At 67.5% G+C, this 15,469-nt stretch carries 14 protein-coding genes; 5 read left to right on the forward strand and 9 right to left on the reverse strand.

The genetic code is table 11. The features are described 5' to 3' along the window. The first annotated feature begins 181 nt into the window (after positions 1 to 181). Entirely contained in the window at positions 182 to 1,471 is a 1,290-nt protein-coding gene (locus tag VI123_RS12140; RefSeq protein WP_336338325.1) for a PQQ-dependent sugar dehydrogenase, read from the forward strand. Here VI123_RS12140 and VI123_RS12145 read toward each other — a convergent pair. The 3 genes from VI123_RS12145 to VI123_RS12155 are packed head-to-tail and all read right to left on the reverse strand — an operon-like array spanning position 1,468 to position 4,857. Further along, entirely contained in the window at positions 1,468 to 2,883 is a 1,416-nt protein-coding gene (locus VI123_RS12145) for a flippase (protein WP_336338326.1), read from the reverse strand. The genes VI123_RS12140 and VI123_RS12145 overlap by 4 nt on opposite strands. 55 nt (positions 2,884 to 2,938) lie before the next feature. Further along, entirely contained in the window at positions 2,939 to 3,850 is a 912-nt protein-coding gene (locus VI123_RS12150; RefSeq protein ID WP_336338327.1) for an NAD-dependent epimerase/dehydratase family protein, read from the reverse strand. After that, complete coding sequence (locus VI123_RS12155) at positions 3,847 to 4,857, reverse strand: Gfo/Idh/MocA family protein (protein ID WP_336338328.1); 1,011 nt, start codon at positions 4,855 to 4,857, stop codon at positions 3,847 to 3,849. Before VI123_RS12155 ends, VI123_RS12150 begins: the two co-directional genes overlap by 4 nt. 240 nt (positions 4,858 to 5,097) lie before the next feature. On the opposite strand from VI123_RS12155, the gene VI123_RS12160 reads away from it, so the two are divergent. Beyond that, positions 5,098 to 7,011, forward strand: coding sequence for a methyl-accepting chemotaxis protein (locus VI123_RS12160; RefSeq protein ID WP_336338329.1), 1,914 nt, complete (start codon positions 5,098 to 5,100; stop codon positions 7,009 to 7,011). An 85-nt stretch (positions 7,012 to 7,096) separates the two neighbouring features. On the opposite strand, the gene VI123_RS12165 is transcribed toward VI123_RS12160, so the two are convergent. Further along, positions 7,097 to 7,531, reverse strand: a complete 435-nt coding sequence (locus VI123_RS12165; protein ID WP_336338330.1) for a universal stress protein — start codon at positions 7,529 to 7,531, stop codon at positions 7,097 to 7,099. Positions 7,532 to 7,626: 95 nt separating this feature from the next. Next, a complete protein-coding gene (locus tag VI123_RS12170; protein WP_336338331.1) occupies positions 7,627 to 8,982 on the reverse strand; it encodes a sulfatase-like hydrolase/transferase in 1,356 nt (451 codons plus the stop codon). A gap of 133 nt (positions 8,983 to 9,115) precedes the next feature. On the opposite strand from VI123_RS12170, the gene VI123_RS12175 reads away from it, so the two are divergent. Then, a complete protein-coding gene (locus VI123_RS12175) occupies positions 9,116 to 9,514 on the forward strand; it encodes a ribbon-helix-helix domain-containing protein (protein WP_336338332.1) in 399 nt (132 codons plus the stop codon). Positions 9,515 to 9,584: 70 nt separating this feature from the next. Here the strand turns inward: VI123_RS12175 and VI123_RS12180 are convergent, their stop codons facing one another. Then, entirely contained in the window at positions 9,585 to 10,652 is a 1,068-nt protein-coding gene (locus VI123_RS12180; RefSeq protein WP_336338333.1) for an NAD(P)/FAD-dependent oxidoreductase, read from the reverse strand. Between the two features lie 87 nt (positions 10,653 to 10,739). After that, positions 10,740 to 11,408 (reverse strand): ribonuclease HI family protein, encoded by a 669-nt coding sequence (locus VI123_RS12185; protein ID WP_336338334.1) that lies wholly within the window; start codon positions 11,406 to 11,408, stop codon positions 10,740 to 10,742. A gap of 137 nt (positions 11,409 to 11,545) precedes the next feature. Here VI123_RS12185 and VI123_RS12190 point away from each other — a divergent pair, with 137 nt between their 5' ends. Beyond that, a complete protein-coding gene (locus VI123_RS12190; RefSeq protein ID WP_336338335.1) occupies positions 11,546 to 12,748 on the forward strand; it encodes a PQQ-dependent sugar dehydrogenase in 1,203 nt (400 codons plus the stop codon). Between the two features lie 92 nt (positions 12,749 to 12,840). Then, the gene (locus VI123_RS12195; RefSeq protein WP_336338336.1) at positions 12,841 to 13,014 is read left to right on the forward strand and encodes a hypothetical protein; all 174 of its coding nucleotides are present in this window, start codon (positions 12,841 to 12,843) and stop codon (positions 13,012 to 13,014) included. A gap of 146 nt (positions 13,015 to 13,160) precedes the next feature. On the opposite strand, the gene VI123_RS12200 is transcribed toward VI123_RS12195, so the two are convergent. Continuing rightward, a complete protein-coding gene (locus tag VI123_RS12200; protein ID WP_336338337.1) occupies positions 13,161 to 14,267 on the reverse strand; it encodes an agmatinase family protein in 1,107 nt (368 codons plus the stop codon). A 182-nt stretch (positions 14,268 to 14,449) separates the two neighbouring features. Then, positions 14,450 to 15,466, reverse strand: coding sequence for an AbrB/MazE/SpoVT family DNA-binding domain-containing protein (locus VI123_RS12205; protein ID WP_336338338.1), 1,017 nt, complete (start codon positions 15,464 to 15,466; stop codon positions 14,450 to 14,452). Positions 15,467 to 15,469: the final 3 nt, after the last annotated feature.

The raw sequence follows: 15,469 nt of genomic DNA on the forward strand, positions 1-15,469 counted from the left end.
GGGACTGGTAAACTCTTAAATGGATGAATCCCATGTCTGCCATATGAATAGAGGGTCGCGAAAGGGCAGCTTACTCCGCCGGAGAGAGTTTCTCAGAGCGGTCGGTGCCGCTGGACTGACTGGAACTGTCGCCGGTTGCTCACAGTTCGGTCTCGGGTCGTCTCCCGGGGAGACCGCCACGGTGACGGAGTCGCCCACAGAGACGGAGTCAGCGACGCCCACGGCGACAGCGACCCCCGACGACGGAACGGACGGTATCTCGAGGTCGTACTTCGAACAAGGACCGACGGTCGGACTGGAGGAAGTCGCCACCGGACTCACCTCCCCGAGCGCGCTCGTCACCGCCGACGAGGACGCCGACCGGCGGTTCATCGTCGACCAGGTCGGGACGGTCCACGTCCACGACGCCGACGGGCTGCGGTCGACGCCGTTTCTCGATATCACGGACCGGATGGTCGCGCTGGGAGAGGGGCTCCCGAACTGGATTTCATACGACGAGCGCGGCCTGCTCGGGCTGGCCTTCCACCCCGACTTCGCCGAGAACGGGCTGTGCTACGTCAGATACAGCGCGCCGTCGACCGAGGCCGACATCGACCACCGCGAGGTGCTCTCGGAGTTCAGGGCCACCGGGGACCGGTCGGCGGTCGACCCCGACAGCGAACGGGTACTGCTCGACCTGCCGTGGCACCGACCGATTCACCAGTCCGGGTCCATCGAGTTCGGGCCGGACGGGTACCTCTATGGCTCGCTGGGCGACGGGCTGAACCCGTACCACGGACAGGACCTCGACACGCTCAAGGGCTGCATCTACCGCATCGACGTCGACAGTCGCACCGAGACGACGCCGTACGGTATCCCCGCGGACAACCCGCTGGTCGGCCGTGAGGGGCGGGACGAACTGTACGCGTGGGGGCTGCGGAACCCGTGGAAGATGGCCTTCAGCGGCGACCGACTCATCGCCGGTGACGTGGGGCAGGCCACCTGGGAGGAGGTCGACGTCATCGAGGCCGGTTCCAACTACGGCTGGCCGCTGAAGGAGGGGACCCACTGCCACGACCCGCAGCTCGGAACCAGTTCGGAGGACCAGTGCCTCGTCGAGTCGGACCGCGGCGAGCCGCTGGTCGACCCGGTCTTCGAGTTCCCGCACTTCGACGAGGAGGGCGACGCGGTGGGCTTCGCGGTCATCGGCGGCCACATCCACGAGGGGTCGGTCGCCGCTGTCGACGGCTCGTACCTCTGTGGGGTGTTCACGAGTTCGTTTACCACCCCGGCTGGCCGGCTCCTCGCTGCCGCGCCACAGGACGCCGGTACCTGGCCCGTCGAGGAGCTACAGGTCGACGGCGGCCTCGACATCCAGGTGCTGTCGTTCGGGCAGGACGGCGCGGACAGCTACGTTCTGGGGACGCGGGCCGCCCTCGCCGACGACCCGCTCGGGCAGACCGAGGGCGTCGTCTACCGGCTGACCAGCTAGCCGCGGACGCTCCGGACGCTCTCGACGACTTTCACCCGTAGCGGCGGCGCGGCGAGCACGCAGACGCCGTAGACCACCGCCGAGACCGCGATGGCGGCCACGAGTGTGGCGGGCGTCTCGACGGACAGCACGCGGACGAGACCGAAAAGCGCGACGCCCATCCCCAGCGCGGCCGCGACCGTCCAGCCGACGTCACGGACCGGGAACCGGACGGGGGTGAGCCGTTCGAGGTAGTACCACAGCAACAGGGTGTTGACCGTCACGGACACCAGCGTCGCAGCCGCCGCGCCGACCAGTCCGTAGCGTGGCACCAGAAAGAGGTTCAGGACGACGTTCGTCGACAGCGAGACGACCGTGGCGATGGCCCCGTATTTCGGCCGGTCGAAGGCCTGAATCGCCTTGTCGAAGACGAGGTTCAGCGCCTGTGGGAGCTTCTCGACCATCAACACGACGAAGGCGGCCGCGGCGATGGTGTACTCCGGGCCGAAGACGATGCCCAGTATCTCCCCGCCGATGAGCGCGACACCGACGACGGAGGGGACGATGAGCAACAGCGAGGTCGTCATCGCGTCGGAGATGAGGTCCCGGACCTTCTCGACCGCGCCGTCGGCCTGCCACGCCGAGAGCTGCGGGAACAGCACCCTGGCGAAGACGGTGCTGAACATGATGGCCGTCGTGGTCAGCCGCCACGCCAGTTCGTACGCGCCGACGGCGGCCTGCGAGAGGAAGAGGCCGATGACGATGACGTCCATCCAGTTGTAGACGTGCCCGCCCAGCCCCCAGATGCCGTTGAACTTCGCGTAGTCGTACAGCGACTTGAGGTGGTAGGTCCCGGGCCGTGAGAGCGGCGTCGAGAGGCGGAGGCTCGCCCCGACGAACAGGACCGTGTACGAGACGAGCAGGGCCCACACGAGCGCCCGGACGCCGTAGCCGTACTGCAGCAGACCGACGGCCACGGTCACGAACGTCAGGCTCCGCAGGAAGTGCAGGACCGCCGTCTGTGCGACCCGTAGCTCCCCCTGAAGGACGTGGACGACGAGCATCGAGAGTTCGAAGGCGACGACGACGCCGACCAGTTCGACCGCGAGGTCGGCCCCGACGTACGCCGCCAGCGGGTCCCGGAGTGCGAGGACAGTGGCCGAGACCACGGCGATGAGCAGGAGCTTCAGGACCACCGCCGCCCCGAACATCTGGCCGGGGTCGTCTCCGGCGCTGATGCGTTTCTCGACGGCCCCGCGGAGCCCGAAGTCCACGACGGTCGCCATCGTGTAGAGGGTCGCCTCGAACAGGAAGAAGACGCCGAGCAGCGTCGCGCCCAGCGCCCGGGCGAAGTACACCGTCCCGAGGAAGCCAAGCGCCGTGTTCAGCAGTTCCACGAGGAACAGCAGCGAACTCGCGCGTGCGAGGTTCATCGACCGTCGGAGCGGCGGGGGCGAGAGTGTCCCGCGGGGGCCACGTCCGCGCATGTTACAGCAGACCCACCGAGTCGTACCACGCGACCGTGTCCGCTATCGCGGCCTGCCAGGACCGCTGGCGGACCGGTGCCTGTTCGGTCAGCCGCTCGGGAACAGTGCCGTAGTCGCCCCGTTCGAGGAACCCCTCGCCCGGCACCGGCGAGATACCGGCGCGATAGAGCAGGTCCATCGCCGGCTTGACGCCCCACCGAATCGCGCCGTAAGGGACGTTGACGACGGTACACCTGCCAGGGGTGTGCCGGGCCAGCGCGTTCAGCACCTGCCCGTTCGAGAGGTTCGGTCCGGTGACGAGGTGGCGTCCGGGCGCGCCGTCCAGACAGTGGGCAACCGTGTCGACCACGTCGTCGACGTGGACGATGTTGTACCTGTCGACGGTGTACAGCGGCGGGACCAGCAGGCGGTTCGTCGCAATCGGCCGGACGTGTTCGTACCGAGTCAGCCGGTAGTCCCGCGGCCCGAAGATGTAGGTCGGATAGATGGCTGACACCTCGAAGGGGTGGTCCCGGCCGAAGAGAAGGTCCTCGGCGGCGACCTTCGACTGCTCGTAGGCGGAGTCGGCGTCGGCCGGCACTTCGGGGTGGGCTCTGACGGTGCTGGTGAAGACGAACCGCGAGACGCCGGCGTCGGCCGCCGCGTCGACCAGTCGCTCGGTACCCGTGACGTTGGTTCCGGCCATCTGGGCGGTGTCGTAGACGGCCGCCGCGAGGTGGACGACGCTGTCGACGCCCGCCAGCGCCCGCGACAGCGAGTCGGGGTCCGAGAGGTCTGCCTCGACGGTGTCGACCCCGGACGGGAGCCGGCCGCTGGGCGAGCCGGGCCGCACCATCGCCACCGCGTCCCGGTCCAGCGAAGCGAGCAGGTTCAGCCCGATAAAGCCCGTCGCACCCGTCACGAGGACGGTCATCGAGCGGCCCTCCAGTCGACGCCACACCGGTCGTACACCGCGTCGATTATCTCCGCGACGGCGACGCCGCGGGCGGCCGGTGCGGCCGTGTCCGTGTCGCCGCGCGCCGCGTGGTCGGCGAAGTCGTGGATGCGCGCCGTGTGGGCGTCCTCGTCGCTGGCCGGGAACAGCGTGGCGACGCCGACGTCGACGAGCGAGCGCTCGCCGTGTCTGAACTCGAACGGGCGGCCGTGGACGTCCCCCTGCAGGGTCTCGGCGTCCAGTTCCAGCCAGCCCTCGGTGCCGACGACGAGGACGCGGCTCACCCCCTCTGTCTGTGTCCACGTCGCCGAGCACTCGACCGGCACGCCGTCGAAGTCGAGCGAGACGCTGGCGGCGTCCTCGACCGGCCGGTCGCGGAGCGAGCGGACGCGCGCGTCCGTCACCTCGGGGGGCGCGTCGAACACCTCCAGAAGAACGTCCAGCGTGTGGGGAAACAGGTCCCGCGCGACGCCGCCGCCGGAGAGGTCGGGGTCGTAGTACCACCCGGCCGACGGCGGGGCCGAGTGATGGGCGACGGTCACCTCCACGACCTCGCCCAGCAGGTCGTTCGAGAGCAGTTCCAGCGCCCGGTCGTAGTTCCGGTAGTAGCGGTGGAGATACCCCACCTGCGTGACGACCCCGGCCGCCGCCGCGGCGTCCGCCATCCGACGGGCGCTGTCGGCGGTCAGCGCAAGCGGCTTCTCACAGAGGACGTGACAGCCGGCCTCAACCGCGGTCAGGAATATCTCCTCGTGCGTGCTCGGCGGGGTACAGATGCTGACGACATCGAGTTCGTGGGCCGAGAGCATCGCCGCCGCGTCGTCGTAGCCGGGGATGGCCTGTTCGCGTTCGACGGCCGCTCGGCGGTCCGCGTCGCGCTCGGCGACGGCGACGACACGCGTGTCCGGATGGCTGGTAAAGGCCGGGATGTGGTAGTCGGTGGCCATCCAGCCGGCGCCGACGACCCCGACGGCCAGTTCGCTCATACGACACCTCTGGACAGTCACAGGGATAAACCCATCTAGGCGTTCTTTACGGTCCACTTACGTTCTGACTGCGTATCTCGCCCGTCGCGGCGTGACCGCTCCCCGGACCCCGCCAGACTACGACACATGTCAGCTCCAATTTGTGGAGGAGTCGACGTGTTTTCGACGTATCGATGGCGAAATAATCAAGTGTGATAATATCGGGAGCAGGAATATGGTCTCCGAACGGCTTTTATCGACATGGAGAACGCTGACGTGACAGATACGGGCACAAATAGAACCGCCGACAGGTCAGTCGGCGGTGATAGCCTGCTGTCGAGTATTCCGGACGGGAGTTCGATACCCGACGAGACGTGGGAGCTCCGCCACAAGTACTTCATACTCACAGTCCTCGCGCACATTCCGTTCCTGCTCGCGCTAGGGCTGGTCGAGACGGCACAGAGTCCGTTCGCCGGCGCGAGTATCCCCGCTATCCCTACCGGTCGGGTGGTGCTTCAAATCGGGCTCATCGCCGGATTCGCGTTCGCTGCAGCCGTCCCGCGGTTCAGTCGTCGGATACGGACCGTCCTCGCAGTTACCGGGCTGGCGTTCTGTACCGGCACGCTCGTGCACTTCAGCGGCGGGTACATCGAGGCGCACTTCCACTTCTTCGTCGCTATCGGCATCGTCGCCGTCTACGAGGACTGGATTCCGTTCGGTATCGGCATTGCCTACGTCGTCGTGAGCCACATCATCTTCGGCATCGTCGACCCCTCGGCGGTGTACAACCACACGGCGGCGCAGTTGAACCCCATCGCGTGGGGAGCCATCCACGGCGGGTTCGTCGCCATGCTGGCCATCTCGCTGACGATTCACCTGAGTTCCATCGAGAAGTCCCGACGGAAGGCACAGGCCGAGATAGAGCGGGCCCGCGAGCGGGCGAACCGCATCGACAACCTCGAAGAGGAGCGCGCCGAAATCGAGAGCCAGCGCGAGGAAGCACAGCGCCTCCGTGACGAGGCCGAACGGGAGCGCGAGGAGGTGGCGGCGCTCAACGCCCACCTCGAATCCAAAGCCGAGACGTACAAGGACGCGATGAAAGACATGTCGGACGGCGACTTCACCGTGCGCGTGGACGCGGACAGCGAGAACGACTCGATGAGCGAAATCGGCGTCGCGTTCAACGACATGGCGGACGAACTCGAAGCGACGCTTGGCGAGATTCAGTCCTTCGCCGCCGCCGTCGACCGGCAGGTCTCCGAATCGGACTCGGCGCTCCAGGAGGTCGCGACGGCGAGCGACGGGGTCAGCGACTCCATCCAGCAAATCGCCGCCGGGGCCGACGAACAGCGGGACATGGTGCAGGAGGCGAGCGCGGAGGTCTCGAGCTTCTCGGCGGCGGTCGAGGAAATCGCGGCGTCGGCCGACGAGGTCGCACAGACCTCCGCCGAAACCGCGACAATCGCCACCGACGGGCAGGAGCTCGCCGCCGACACGCTGCGTGACGCCCGGGAGGTCAAGGCGTCCATCGACGAGACCGTGACGACGGTCACCGAACTCGACGACCAGATGGCGGAAATCGCGTCCATCGTGGACTTCATCTCCGACATCGCCGAGCAGACGAACATGCTCGCGCTCAATGCCAACATCGAGGCGGCCCGCGCCGGCGGTTCGGGCACGGGCAACGCGGGCGAGGGGTTCGCCGTCGTCGCCGACGAGGTCAAGCAACTGGCCGACGAGACACAGGAGTCCGCGGGCGACATCCGGACCCGCATCGAGCGGATTCAGGACCAGACCAGCACCGTCGTCAGCCAGGTCGAGCAGGCGAGCGACCTGGTCGAAAAGGAGATTCGAGCCGTCGAGAAGGCCGTCGACGCCTTCGAGCGGGTCGCGGAAAACGCGGCGCAGACTGACACCGGGGTCCAGGAGATAAGCGACACGACCGACAGCCAGGCCGCCACCAGCGAGGGCGTGGTGTCGATGATGGACGAGGTGGCGGAGATAAGCGTCGAATCCGCCGACGAGACCGAGTCCGTCTCCGCGACGGTCGAGGAACAGACGGCCTCGCTCAACAAAGTGAGCGAGGGAATGGACTCGCTGTCCGACCAAGCACAGCGGCTCGAAACGCTCGTCGGGTCGTTCACCGTCAGAGCCGGCACCGCGCAGTCACACTGACCGGGCACAGGCGTCCCCGGCCGATACCTCGGTCCCGGACACTGCGACGGCGGACTCGCTCGCGTCCGACGGTGGCCGGGCTTCCCTATTCGGACTCGGACACGTCGACAGTGAGCACCGGCACGGACGACTTCGTGACGACTTTCTGTGCCGTGCTTCCGAGCATGTTCTTCTCGTAGGTGTCCGCCTGCGTCCCCATCGTAATCAGGTCGATGCCGGCCTCGTCAACGTACGAGACGATGCGTTCCGCCGGGCTTCCCCGCCGGATGGCCGTCGACACCTCGACACCCGCCTGTTCGACCGTCTCCTCGACGGCCGCCGTGGCCGCTTCCCCTTCGGCCCGCAGGTCCGCCAGCACGTCGTCCTGCATGTCCTCATCCATCGACAGGAACGCCCGGTCGTCGACGACGTACAGGGCGTGGACGGTGACGTCGCGCCCCTCGGCGATGTCGAGTGTGTGCTCCAGTACCTGCTGTGTCGACGCGCTCCCGTCCGTCGGAACCAGAATATCGCGATACATCGTTCGTACAAATCGAGTTGGCACAAACATCGCTTTCGGTTCCGCGCTGGCCCCCGGTCGGCCAGTGACCGCTTGCCCGGCCGAAGTCCTGTGAGTCAGAGATAGCCCAGTCGTTCGAGCCGGGCTTCGAGGTCCACGTCGTCGAAGCCGTCGATGTCGTACTCCGCCATCTCGTCGTCCCCGTCGGCGAGCGCGTCGATGTCGATCGACTCGCTGCGCTCCGCCGAGTCGGCGACGACCGCCGACGGCGGGCGGTCGATGGGTGTGTCGTCGGCGGGCTCGGATCGGCGGCCCCGGACGACAGCCGCGTACTCGTCCTCGCCCCAGGCCGCGCGCTTGTACACGGTGTCGCCGGGCCCGTCCTGATACACGAGCGACGCAGCCTGCCGGAACCGGTCGGGGTCGTCGGTGTACTGCTCGGCATACTCCGCGGTCTGGCCGGTCGGCGGTGCCTGGTAGGCCGTCGTCCGGCCGTCGGGGGCTTCGAACCACCCGGGGTCGCTCCCGTCCCCGTCGAACGCCGCCAGGACGGCGTCGGGGAACCGAGACAGCGTCGCCAGGGACGTGACCCGACGCCCCTCGGTCTGTCCGGGTCCCTTGACGACCAGCGGAACGTGGAACAGCTCCTCCTGTGTGCCCATCCCGTGCATGACCGCTGGCGGTTCGGTGTCGGCCTGTGGCGGCTCCCCGAAGCCGTCCCCGTGGTCGGCGGTGACGACCACGAGCGTCTCCTCCAGCACGCCCCGCTCGGCCAGGTCGCTGACGACCTGCTCCAGCACGGCGTCGGCCTGTCGAATCGCCCCGTCGTACAGCGGTTCGACCAACTGCCCGACGCCAGCCGGGAGTTGTTCCCCGTAGACGCTCCACTCCCACTTTATCGGGAGGTCGTCGTGCATGGCCCAGTAGAACTCCGTCCCCCACTCGTCGTAGGCGTCCCGCGTCGCGTAGGGCATGTGGGCGTCCATCAGGTTCAGGCACGCGGCCCACGGCTCCGCTCGCTCGTCGACCCACTCGGTCAGTCTGTCGGCGTACCAGAACCCGTCGACGCCGTTGCGCGTCTCGGACGGGTCCGCGACGTCCGTCGAGTCCGGCCGTTCTGTAACGACAGTCTCGAAGCTGTCACTGAGTCCGGACGGATGCACCGTGAGATACGGGTTCTCGGAGAACACGCCGGTCTCGTAGCCCTCGCCGTCGAGGTAATCGAAGACGGTCTGGCCGGGCACCAGTCGCTCGGTGATTCGGAGTTCGTGGCCCTCGGAGGGGACGCCGGTGAACAGGCTCGCGTGGGCCGGCAGCGACCAGCTCGCGGTCGTTCGGGCCTGCGTGTACACCGTCGCCTCGCGCCCGAATTCTTCGAGGAAGGGCGTTGTCCTGCGCCGGTGCCCCAACAGCGAGGTGTTCGCCGCGCGGACGCAGTCGAGAACGACGAGTAACACGTTCGGCCGACCCATTGTCAGGCTACAGAACGGCTCCGAGGCAAAAGTACGTTCTGTAATCGCTCTCTGCGTACTTCCGAGGGGACACACTGCAGTCGGGGCACCCGTGAGTATATTTTATGTGGGTCGACGGTATGGTGATACACACGTGGTCAAGTCAACGGTCCGGTTCCCCGAAACGGTGATGGACTGCGTCGAGGAGATGGTAGCGGAGGGGGTCTTCTCGAACAAGTCCGAGTTCCAGCGGTTCGCCGTCGAGTACGTCCTCTCGGAGATTGACGACTACGAACCCGAGATGGTCGACTTCGACGAACTCCAGCGGGACGTCTTCCAGCAGCCGGCCACCGACCGGACCGAGATGTCGCCCGAAATCAACGAGAACTTCTACGAGAACGCGGCCCGCGTCCGCCAGTTCGCCATCCGCGGCGAAATCGAGACCGCGGAGGAGTACATCGACACCGCGTACCCGGTCACGGACCCCCGGTGTCTGCTCCTCGACGACCTGCTGGAGCCGTATCGACAGCGTGCGGCCGACGACGACGAGTAGCCCGGCTGCTGTGACCGTTTTTGCGCCGACCACAACGCCGTGTGTCGAAGGAAACCAGCCGCTGGGCCGGTCAGTCGTCGTCGGCGCGGGCCTCCGGCGCGTCCGCCGACCGCGGCCCGGCGGCGTGACCCTCGTGTAACAGTGCCGTCGTGAACAGGTCCTCGGAGACAGCGGGCACCTCGTCGTCCGAAACCGCGCCCTCCGACGCAATCTCGTCGGCCGAGCGGGGGAACTTCCGGAGGTCCTTGTGGATTGCGATGCCCGCGTCCGCGCCCTCTCCCATGGCGACCGGAATCTGGTTGTGGCCGGGGGTGAGGTCACCCACGGCGTAGACGCCGGACTGGCTGGTCTCGCCGTGGTCGTCGACGGCGACCGTCCCGTCGTCGTTCCGCTCGAGGCCGAGTTCGTCGGCCAGTTCCGCGTGGTAGTCCGAGCCGAGCATCGGGAACCCGCCCTTGTACTCCCGGACGCTCCCGTCCTCGAACTCGTAGGCCGACAGCCACCCGTCGTCGTCGGTCCGCTTGCCCGACAGCTCCGTGTCGACGATGTCGACCGGGTGGTTCTCCAGCATCGTCTGGGTCTCGTCGCTCCACTCCGGCGTCTCGCCGCGGGTCAGGATGTCCACGTCGTCGGTGTAGTTCAGCATAATCATCGCGACGTGGGCCGCGGCCTCGCCGGTCCCCATGACGAAGACCGGTTCGCCGACGAACATGAAGGCGTCACAGTGGAGACACCAGTGCAGGCCCTTACCGGTCCGTGGTAGCGGCGGGTCCGGGCGCTCGTCGGCGAACCCGGTCGCCAGGACGACCTGCTTGACAGCTAGCTCGCCGTCACCGGTCGTCACGGTGAACCCGTCCGCGTCTTCGAGCGGGGTCACGGACTCGACGAAGCCCCGCTCGTAGGTCCCGCCGTAGTCCTGGACCTGCTCGCGGGCCGTCTCCAGGAACTCGTTACCGGACACGTCCTCCGTGACGCCGATGACGTTGTGCGTGTCGGTCATCATCGCGGCGCGGCCGCCGCCGCGGTTGACCACGATGGTGTCCATCCCGAGTCGAGTGGTGTACAGCGCGCTCGTCAGCCCGGCAGGGCCGCCGCCGACGACGGCCACGTCGTAATCGAACCGCTCGTCAGTGTACATTACCACTCTGTACGTGGTCGAGGAATAAAAACGGCAGAATAACGGCCACCGCTGTGTCCAGCGTCGCGTCGGACGCCCGTTCGCTACTCACCCCGGGCCGAGGGCCGCGATATCGGCTCCAACCGTCGCCTGCGCGTCCGCCGGGTTCGGGTCGCTGTCGGCCAGGTGTGTCCAGTCGTGAGCGGGCAGATTCGATAGGAAGGAAGTAATCGCCGTGCTGTAGGGGGTCGCTCGCACGGTGTTCTCCTTGTGCCCCCAGATGTGGTCGATGACGGTCATCGAGTCGATGCGGACCTCGACCGACGCGGGGTCACACCGCGTGGTCAGCGCCTGCAGGCCGAGGTGGAGCGCGGCGTACTCGGCGACGTTGTTGTTCGTCCGGGAGCCGACTGGCCGCCCGAGCCGGGCAATCGCCGTCTCGTCGGCCTGAATCACGGCACCGGCTCCCGCCGGGCCGTTGCTGTGGGCGCTACCGTCCACGTAGAGGACGACCTGTGACGCCCCGGACGTACCGGGAGTCCGCTGTGACTGTGGCGGGCCGGCTTCGAGAAGCCCGTCGACCGCCGCCCGTATCTCGTCGGCGGTCGTCTCGGGGTCGAACAGCCCGCCGTACCCGGGCACGGCGGCGTCTATCGCGTCGATTGCCGGCGTGAGTTCGTACCGGTACAGCGCCAGCAGTTCGTCGACCCGCGCCGCAAGCGGCGAGAGCGTCTCCGACGGCAGGCGCTCGTCCCCCGGTCGGTCATGAGGGTCCATCGATGGCGGACAATAGCCGCGCGTGAGTAATGACACTTCCCACTGCCCGGACCCGGGATGTGACTGGCTGTCGCCTGGGCCGCCATTGGCCGATTGGGGCCGCAGTTAACAGCACGGGAACCGTAGCCGCGAGTACGATGGACAGACGAACGTTTCTCGCGGCGAGCGGGCTGGCGGTCGCCGGCACACTCACGGGCTGTAGCGCTCCCGAGGAAGACCAGCCAGCGGGCGGCTCGGCGGCAACAGACGCTGTGACCGACGGTTCCGGCACAGGATTGGCCGTCGAGACCGTCGCGGAGGGGCTCGAATCTCCCTGGAGCGTCACGCCGCTGCCGGCGGCCGGCCGACTGCTGGTGACGGAGCGCGTCGGCCGCGTGGTCCTGGTCGACCCGTCCGACGGGACCGTCACGCGCGTCAGCGGCGCACCGTCGGTGTACGCCAGGGGTCAGGGCGGGATGCTCGACGCGGCGCTTCACCCCGACTTCCCGGACCCGGCGTGGGTGTACCTGACGTACTCGAAGGAAAACGACAGCGGCGAGTCGGCCACGCACCTGGGCCGTGGCCGCCTGGACGCCGACGGCGCACAGTTCACGGCGTTCGAGCAGTTGCACGTCGCGGAGCCGTTCGTCGACTCCGACGGCCACTTCGGGTCCCGCGTCGTGTTCGGCCCTGACGGGCTGGTGTACGTGACTGTCGGCGACAGGCAGTTCAAGGACTTCGGGCCGGACCACGTGGCCCAGGACCGGACGAACGAACTCGGGACCACGCTTCGACTGACGCCCTCAGGCGGGATTCCCGACTCGAACCCGTTCACGGACGACCCCGACGCGGTGGATTCGATATTCAGCTACGGACACCGCAACGCGCAGGGAATGACCGTTCATCCCGACACCGGCGCTATCTGGCAGGCCGAGTTCGGCGAGCAGGACGGCGACGAAATCAACGTCGTCGAGCGGGGCGGCAACTACGGCTGGCCGGTCGCCGATGAGGGCTGTACATACGGCAGCGGCGAGCCTATCGGCGTCAGCCACGCGGAGCGCGACGACGTGGTCGCGCCGGTCTACTCGTGGGACTGCGGGTCCGGGGGGTTCCCGCCCAGCGGCACGACCTTCTACACCGGCGACGCCTTCACGGAGTGGACCGGCGACCTGCTCGTCGGCGGACTGGCCTCGCAGTACCTCGCCCGGTTCACCGTCGACGGGCGCACGGTCAAGGAAGCGCAGCCGCTCCTCGCCGACAGGGGATGGCGAATCCGCGACGTCGCGGTCGAACCCAGTGGGCACGTGCTCGTCGCCGTCGACTCGCCAAACGCACCCATCGTTCGCCTCCGCCCGGCCTGAACCGGGGTGGTTGCGGCGCCACCCGGAGCGGGTGCCGTTCGAGCAGGGCACCCCTATCGCGTCGCTTTTCATCGCGAACACTTACCCCGGATGTGAACCAGACTGCGACTCTACACGCCGCGTTCGGGGTACTGGTCGTCGCGGGCTTTCTCGTCTCCGGGCAGCTTTTGAGCTACGGTCTGTACGGGCTGGGAGCCGCCTGTTTCGTCGCTGGGATACTGCTCGCTCGGCGGGACGACGGGCCGGACGCCGCCGAGAGCGCCTGAAGATACGATTGTAGCCGGCCACGGTCGGCTGGGAGATGCAAGCGGCGTCGGTACCGACTGGCGCAAGTTCGAGAAGCGCCCCGTAGCCGACTGCTCTCCGCGATGAGAACAGTACAGGAAGCGCAGAAGCGGAACTGAGGTCCGACTCAGTCGTCGGCCGGCGTCTCGGCCTCTTCGGTGGGGCCGAGCGGCTCCTTGGGCTTTATCGGGTCGCCGGATTCGAGCCCCTGCTCGGCGAGGGCCATGCTCCCCATGACCTCGATGATGAGGCGGTTGGCCAGCCCGCTGGTGACGCCGCCGTTGTAGGAACTGCTGTCGCTGGTGTCGTAGGCCGGTGAGACCTCGACCACGTCGAAGCCGAAGTCCTCGGGGTCGAGCGCCTTCACGACCTCGCGGACCATGTAGATGGCCTCCCGCGGGATGAGGCCGCCGGGTTCTGGTTCGCCGGTGCCGGGGGCGTAGGCCGGCTCCATCACGTCCACGTCGAAGGAGACCCACACGGCGTCGGTGCCGTCGGTGGCGCGCTGGACCGCGTCAGCGACGATGTCGTCGAGGTCCATCCCGCCGACTTCCATCGAGGTGTACCACTTCATGCCGGCTTCGCGCATCTCCTCGTAGGTGTCCGGGCCGGGCCAGAAGCCACGCGGACCGATGAGGGTGTAGTTCTCGCCGGCCATCAGGTCGTCGTCGAAGACGCGCTTGACCCACGCGCCGTGGTCGTACTTGAAGCCGGTCAGCCCTTCGTCGCCCGTGTCGGCGTGGCAGTCGAAGTGGATGAGGCCGATGTCGTCGTAGTCGTTCGCCTCGGCCCAGCCCTTGATGTCGGGGTAGGAGATGGAGTGGTCGCCGCCGATGACGATGGGGGTGGCCTGCTCGCTGATTTCGTAGACGGCGTCCTCGATGTTCAGCTGGCTCTGGCGGGTGTCACCGGGGGAGACGGCCGCGTCGCCGGTGTCGGCGACGCTGAACGTGTCGAAGGGGTCGACGCCGGTCTCGATGTTGAAGTGCTCGTAGGGGGGCGAGGGCACTGTCGAGGCGGCCCGAACGGCGCGCGGGCCGTACCGGGTGCCCGGACGGATGGTCGTCGCCGTGTCCAGAGGCGCACCCAGGATGCCGATGTCGACGTCCTCCTCGTCGAGGGCATCGCGCTCGACCTCGGGGAGCTTGAGGAACGTCGGGATGCCGCTGAAGATGGGTTCGTTCGCTTCCTTGTGCTTGTCGCCGTAGATGTCGTCGCCGTTTCGGTCGGTCATGATGTGGTAGTTTTCCGGATTCGAACTGGTCGAACCCGGCGCGTTTATCGACAGAAGTAGATGATTGCGAACTACGGAAAAGCGTTCCTTCGGATGTGTAAAACCCACTCCTATGACCACGAGTGGACATGTACCGTTCGAGTTTCCTTAAGGGATTTAAGGAATGTGTCGCCGCGCGACAGTTACTCCCCGGTGACAAGCGACGGGTCGTTCCGGAAGGCCAAGTGGGTCGCCACAGAGAGGCTGTCGCGGGCGTGTCTGGCGCTTCGCTCCAGCAGGACGACGGCGCGCTGGAGCGCGAGCAGCGGTTCGGGTCGCTCGGCTTCGAGATGGCTGTTCAGGTCGTCGATGCGGTCGTCGACGAGGTCGAACGCCGCGCGGGCGTCCTCGGTCGCGTCGTAGTCGGGCGTCGTCACCGCCGACCGGGTCGCGCTGGCCGCGTCGTCGAGCGCGTCCCCGAGTTCAGTGAGCTTCGTGGCGGTCGTCGGGTCGGGCGTCGCCGAATCGGTCGCCAGGCCCGCGATTTCGATGGCCGTGTCGGCCATCAGCACCACGTCCTGTGCGACGGAGCGGTAGCCGATGAGGGGAAAGCCCGTCTCCAGGCCGACGGCCTGGTTCAGCCGCGGGTTCCGGTAGATGGTAAACACCAGGCGAAGGAACAGGTAAAAGAGCTTCTCGACCTGTTCCTGGCGGCTCTCGACGGTCTCGACGAGAGTCGTGTCGCCCTCGATGAGCGCGGAAATCGCGTCCCCGCGTATCACCGCCTCGGTGCGGCTGAGCCGGCCGAGCAGCGTCGGGAGGTCGAAGTCCTCCGGGGCGACCGAACACCGCACCGTCACCGTCGTTTCCGCCTGTTCGACGATGCCGAGTCCCATCAGTCGGCGCTCGGCGTCCATCACGGCGTTGCGGTGTTCCAGCCCCAGCGGCGCCGTCGCCTCCACCCGGATGAGCTGTCGGCCCAGCACGTACTGCGTGATGATGGCCCGCTCTAAGGCGTCGGGGGTTAGCGCGTCGGCGTCGATGGTCGCCTCAACGTCCTCGATGGTGGGCTGTTCGGGAACGACGAGCAGCGACCCGCCGTTCTCGTCGCGCTGGACGATGACCTCGTCACCCTTCGAGATGTCGTGCTGGCGCGCCCAGTCGACGGGCACCGTCACCGCCAGCGTGGAGGAACCCAGCTGCTGGACCTTCCGCTTCATTCG

The organism is Haloarcula sp. DT43 (assembly GCF_037078405.1).
Taxonomy (GTDB): domain Archaea; phylum Halobacteriota; class Halobacteria; order Halobacteriales; family Haloarculaceae; genus Haloarcula; species Haloarcula brevis.